Consider the following 5,827-nt stretch of genomic DNA (forward strand, 5'->3'; position numbering starts at 1 on the left):
AGGCAAATGGAACAAGGAAGGATTTTAATGTTGCACCGGTCAGCAAGGAAAAAATTTATTTGGGATATTTTCTGTCAACAGTAGCTAATTCATTGATGGTCAATGCACTTGCATTTGTATTATGTCTGGGATATTTACTTAAAATGGGATGGTATATGAATACAGCAGACATATTATGGGTTTTATTTGATATGATATTGCTCGTCCTGTTTGGAAGTACGCTTTCAAGTATCATTAGCTTTCCATTAACAACACAGGGACAGCTTTCGGCTGTGGGTACCATTGTCAGTGCAGGATATGGTTTTCTATGTGGTGCTTATATGCCGATTTCAAATTTTGGACCAGGTCTTCAGAAGGCACTGTCTTATCTTCCGAGTACATATGCCACTTCATTGATTAAGAATCATATGCTTCACGGAGTTTTCAGAGAGATGGAGAGAAAAAATTATCCGGATGAAATGGTTGAAGCGATAAGAGACACGCTTGATTGCAATCCGGTATTTCATGGAAATGTGGTGAGTATAAATCAGATGATTGGCATTATGATGGGAAGTATAGCTGTATTTGGAATTATTTACTATGTGGTTACATTGTTGTCAGCGGGTGAAGGCAGACGATAGGAAATATTGTTTTTAGCGGGATATGGAACGATCTGAGTACCAATGAGCAGGAAACAGTAATGTCAATGCTGCGTGGTCTTCGGAAGTAGAAGAACAGTTCGAGTATATGTATCGGCTGTTCTTTTTTTTGTTTTCAGGCGTTAAAACGGTAATGTTTTTCTTGTGTACAGTAGAGTGCTATAGTATAATAAAATCAGTTTTTTGCATAAGTATTAAAGCTATAATATGGAAATTGGCAAACCAGATGAAAGTCTGGGACGCAAAGCTACAGGGCCTGTAAAATGGCAGCCAGTTGCATGAAATGAGGTGCACTGTCTGTTTGACAGTGCTTTTTTATGGTAGAGCACTTGAATAAGTAATACAGAAGCTGCTTGGAAAAATATTGTGAAAAATAGTGTGGAGGTTATTGATAATTAATGAATGTAAAATTAAAATCTGGAAGCAAGCAAGCAACTGTAGCCTAGAGGAGGGGAGAAAGATGAAGAAGTGCAAATTAGTACAGAATATAATGAATTTCAAATTTTGTTACATTATATTTTGCACAATTATATGTTCTATTGTTTTATCCGTTCCTACATTTGCCAAAGAAAACTCTGACAATGTTATCCGGGTAGGATCTTTTGAAGAAACTTATAATACCGTCAATGAAAAGGGAGAAAGAAGCGGCTATGGTTATGAGTATCTTCAAGATATTGCAGGTTATGCAGGATGGACATATAAATACATAACAAGTGATTGGAAAAACTGCTTTACACAGTTGGAAAATGGAGAGATTGATATTCTTGGTGACATTTCCTATACAGACGAACGTGCTGAAAATATGCTTTTTTCCGATATGCCTATGGGGGAAGAGAAATATTACATCTATACGGATGCATCCAATATGGATCTTACAGCAGGAAATTTGGATTCTTTTGAGGGAAAAAATATTGGTGTGTCTAAAGATAATATAGTGGAGGATGTGCTTAATGAATGGGAATCAAAATATGGTCTGCATACGAAGCATATCAATGTTTCTACAACCACAGAAATTATGGACAAACTGTCGAAACATGAAATTGACTGCTTCGTTTCGGTAGAAGAATCCCGTTGGGAAGAATCGGATATTTCACCGCTTACAAGTATTGGAGAGACAGAAATCTATTTCGCTATAAATCCAGAACGTCCGGATATCAAAGAAGCACTGGATAGTGCTATGCGCAGAATCAAGGATGACAACCCATTTTACACAGATGATCTCTACAGGCGTTATCTTTCTGCACAGAGCAGCTCCTTTCTTTCAAAAGAAGAAAGGGAGTGGCTTGGACGGCATGGTGCACTCAGGATTGGGTATCTGAATCAGGATGGAGGTATCAGCAGTGTAGATTCATCAACAGGTAAATTGACAGGTGTTATCACAGATTATGTGGATCTTGCAGAAAATTGTCTGCAAGGTCAGACTCTGGAATTTGAATTAAATGGATATGATACAAGAAGTGAACTGCTTCAGGCATTGCAGGATGGAAAAATAGACCTGATTTTTCATGCAAACCAGAATCCATACTTTGCAGAAACAAATGGATTTGCTTTGTCGGATACACTATTGACTCTCAATATGGCAGCAATTACGGCAAAGGATTCTTTTGATGAAAATAAAGAGAATATAGTTGCCGTTGAAAAAGATAGTTTTGCATTGAAAGCATATCTTTCATACAATTATCCGCAATGGGAGGTTGTGGAATATGAGACATCAGATGCAGCAGTAAAAGCAATGCAGAAAGGGGAGACGGATTGTATTGTAAGCAATTCAGGTACTGTTTCAGACTATTTGAAAAATAATAAGCTTCATAGTGTTTTCCTGACAAAAGAAGCTGATGTTTCATTTGCTGTTCAGCAGGGAGAACCGGTTCTTTTGTCCATTCTGAATAAAACACTGACATCTATGCCTACAACTCAATTTTCAGGTGCAGTAGTTTCGTATAATGCTTCCTCACGAAAAGTTACAGCGAAGGATTTTATTCAGGACAATTTACTGGCTGTCTCACTCATAGTTGGAATCTCTATTTTTGTTGCCCTGTGTATAATTCTTGATTCTTTGAAAAAATCAAAACGTGCGGAAGAAAAATCCAAGAAGTCTGCTGAGCAGGCATTGAAGCTGAATCAGGAGCTTGAAGAAAAACAGCAGGAATTACAAAATGCACTTGTAGAAGCACAGAGTGCCAATAAGGCTAAGACTTCCTTTTTAAATAACATGTCTCATGACATCAGGACACCGATCAATGGCATTATGGGCATGCTTACAATTCTTGAAAAAAGCGGAAATGATGGTGAACGGGCAAAAGATTGTCTGAATAAAATAAATGAGTCTTCGAAACTGCTATTATCATTGGTAAATGATGTTTTGGATATGGCAAAGTTAGAATCGGATACCGTGGTTTTTAGTGATGAATCCATCAATCTGGATCAGGTATGTCAGGAAATCACGGAGTCACTATCTTTTCAGGCAGAAGAAAAAGGACTTCATGTTATAGGAGAACATGATGATTACAGTGGTATATATGTTTGGAGCAATGCAGTTCATCTGAAAAAAATATTGATGAATCTGTTTACAAACAGCATGAAGTACAATAAGGTGAATGGTTTTATTTACATGAGTATGAGAACGATTGAAAGATCAGAAGATCACATGACATGTGAATTTAAAATAAAAGATAATGGAATTGGAATGTCAGAAGAATTTATAAAAAATGAATTGTTTACTCCATTTGTACAGGCAGATAATTCCCCACGTTCTGATTATAATGGGACAGGTCTGGGAATGCCTATTGTGAAACAACTTGTAGAAAAGATGGGCGGAACCATAACAGTTGAAAGCAAGCTTGGTGAAGGAAGCTGTTTTACTGTAATACTTCCATTTAAAATTGATACGAATGCACGGCTGGAAGAAAAAGAAGATTTCAATGCAGATATATCAGGTGTCCGGATATTATTGGTTGAAGATAATGAGCTGAATGCGGAAATAGCAGAATTTATACTGACGGAAAATGGGGCTAAAGTAGAAACAGTGAAAAATGGGTTAGAAGCTGTTCAGTACTTTGAAGCCTGCGAATCAGGAACATACGATGTTATTTTAATGGATGTCATGATGCCGGTGATGGATGGGCTTACTGCCACAAAAACAATAAGATCCCTGGAACGGCAGGATGCAAAAACAATCCCTATCATTGCTATGACTGCAAATGCATTTAGAGAAGATGCAGAAAAGTGTATGGAAGCAGGAATGAACGCACATCTTGCAAAGCCATTAGATGATAAAACAATCAAGCAGACTATATGCGAAGAATTGAGAAGCAGTAGGGACAGGTGAAAATTTATTAAACCAGGAGGTTGACAAGGAGACGTATAGAGAAATATATTTGACAGACAGGAGATTTAATATGATTTCGAGTGCAAAGAAATATATGGCAGTGTTACTGGTTTTTGTATGCGTGTGTATGATATTTTCTCCCCTGACTGCATATGCGGCCGAGGACAGTTCGCAGCATGAAACTGTCAAAGTCGGTTTCTTTGCCATGGATGGATACCATATGATGGATGAAGAGGGGAACCGCAGCGGTTATGGCTATGATTTCCTTCGGCTGATGGCCCGTTATTGGGATGTAGATTACGAATATGTCGGATACGATCAGAGCTGGGATGATATGCAGCAGATGCTTGAAGATGGCGAGATCGACATGGTAACATCTGCCCGCAAAACACCGGACAGAGAAGAAAAGTTTGATTTTTCACGTCCGATCGGAACTAATTATGGGATGTTGACCGTCCGCAGTGACAACAGCACGATTGTGGACGACAATTACAGCACTTACAACGGTATGCGTGTGGCGCTTTTGAACGGAAACACCCGGAATGAAGAGTTTGCGGATTTTGCAGACAACAAAGGATTTACATATGTTCCATCTTATTTTGATACGACCGCAGAGATGGAGGAAGCCCTTCAGAGCGAAAAAGTTGATGCGATTGTTACCAGTTCTCTGAGAAAAACAAACAATGAGCGAATCGTGGATAAATTTGGCAGCAGCGATTTCTATGTCATTGTTAAAAAGGGCAATACAGAATTGCTGAATGAGATCAATTATGCGATCGATCAGATGAATGCAGTTGAGGGTGACTGGAAAACAACGCTTTATAATAAAAATTATGAAAGCATAGAAACTAAGAATCTGGAATATACGGAGCAAGAAAAAAGTATTATTGCACAATATTCCAAGGACAACCCGCTTCATGTTCTGTGTGATCCGTCCCGTTATCCATATTCTTATAATGAAAATGGTGAGATGAAGGGGATTATCCCGGATTACTTCCGGAAAATTGCAGACTATGCCGGGATTTCCTATGAGTTTCTTACACCTGCCACCAGAGATGAGTATATTGCTTATCAGAAAAATAAGGAAGTCACAAATATAAGTATCGATGCACGCCTGGAAACAGATAACTATGCTGAGACGAAAAAATGGGGGCTTACTGCACCTTTCATTACAATGCAACTGGCAAGGGTGACACGGCGTGACTTTGATGGAGAAATCAATGTTGTTGCTACGGTTGACCAGACAGCATCAAATTCAATTGCAGATGCAATGGCACCCGGTGCAGAAAAGCTGATGTGCAGTACTCGGCAGGAAATGATGGAAGCTGTCCGTAAGGGTAAAGCCGATGCTGCCTTCGTCTACTATTACATGGCACAGGCGTTTGTGAATAGTGACACTACGGGCACCATGACATATACGCTGCTGGAACAGCCTACATTCACCTACCGCATGGTAGTTTCGTCAACAGAGAACCATGCGCTGGCTGGTATTCTGACGAAAGCAATGTATGCCATGCCCCAAAATCTTGTCGAAGATCTAGCAGCACGGTATACCACATACAAAGCAGCAGAGCTGACATTTGTTGACTGGATCCGTCTGCATCCTGTTGCTACTGTTTGGGTTCTTCTTATTTTCGGATGGCTGCTGACTACTATGGCTATGATAGCAATGCGTCTCAGTGCAAGAAAAAAAGCTCAGAAGGCAGCCCAGGAGACGGCTGAGGAAATGGCGGAACTGGCAGAGCATGCGCAGGCTGCAAACAAGGCAAAAACAGCATTTCTGTCACATATGTCCCATGATATGAGAACACCGATGAATGCAATCATGGGATTCACCGGTATTGCAATGAAAAATAATCCG

The 5,827-nt window shown here is 39.5% G+C and carries 3 protein-coding genes and 1 riboswitch; all 3 genes read left to right on the plus strand.

The genetic code is table 11. The annotated features are described in order from the left end of the window. Positions 1-620: ABC transporter permease (locus tag AC075L_RS07120; protein ID WP_476387442.1), on the plus strand; the 620-nt coding region annotated here is incomplete at its 5' end. A gap of 224 nt (positions 621-844) precedes the next feature. Beyond that, a riboswitch (cyclic di-GMP riboswitch) is annotated at positions 845-920 on the plus strand. Positions 921-1,098: 178 nt separating this feature from the next. Next, on the plus strand, positions 1,099-3,966 hold the full coding sequence (locus tag AC075L_RS07125) for a response regulator (protein WP_008704273.1): 2,868 nt from the start codon (positions 1,099-1,101) through the stop codon (positions 3,964-3,966). 70 nt (positions 3,967-4,036) lie between these two features. Next, positions 4,037-5,827: transporter substrate-binding domain-containing protein (locus AC075L_RS07130; RefSeq protein WP_476387443.1), on the plus strand; the 1,791-nt coding region annotated here is incomplete at its 3' end.

This window comes from Blautia sp. ZXY-1-B12 (assembly GCF_056339915.1).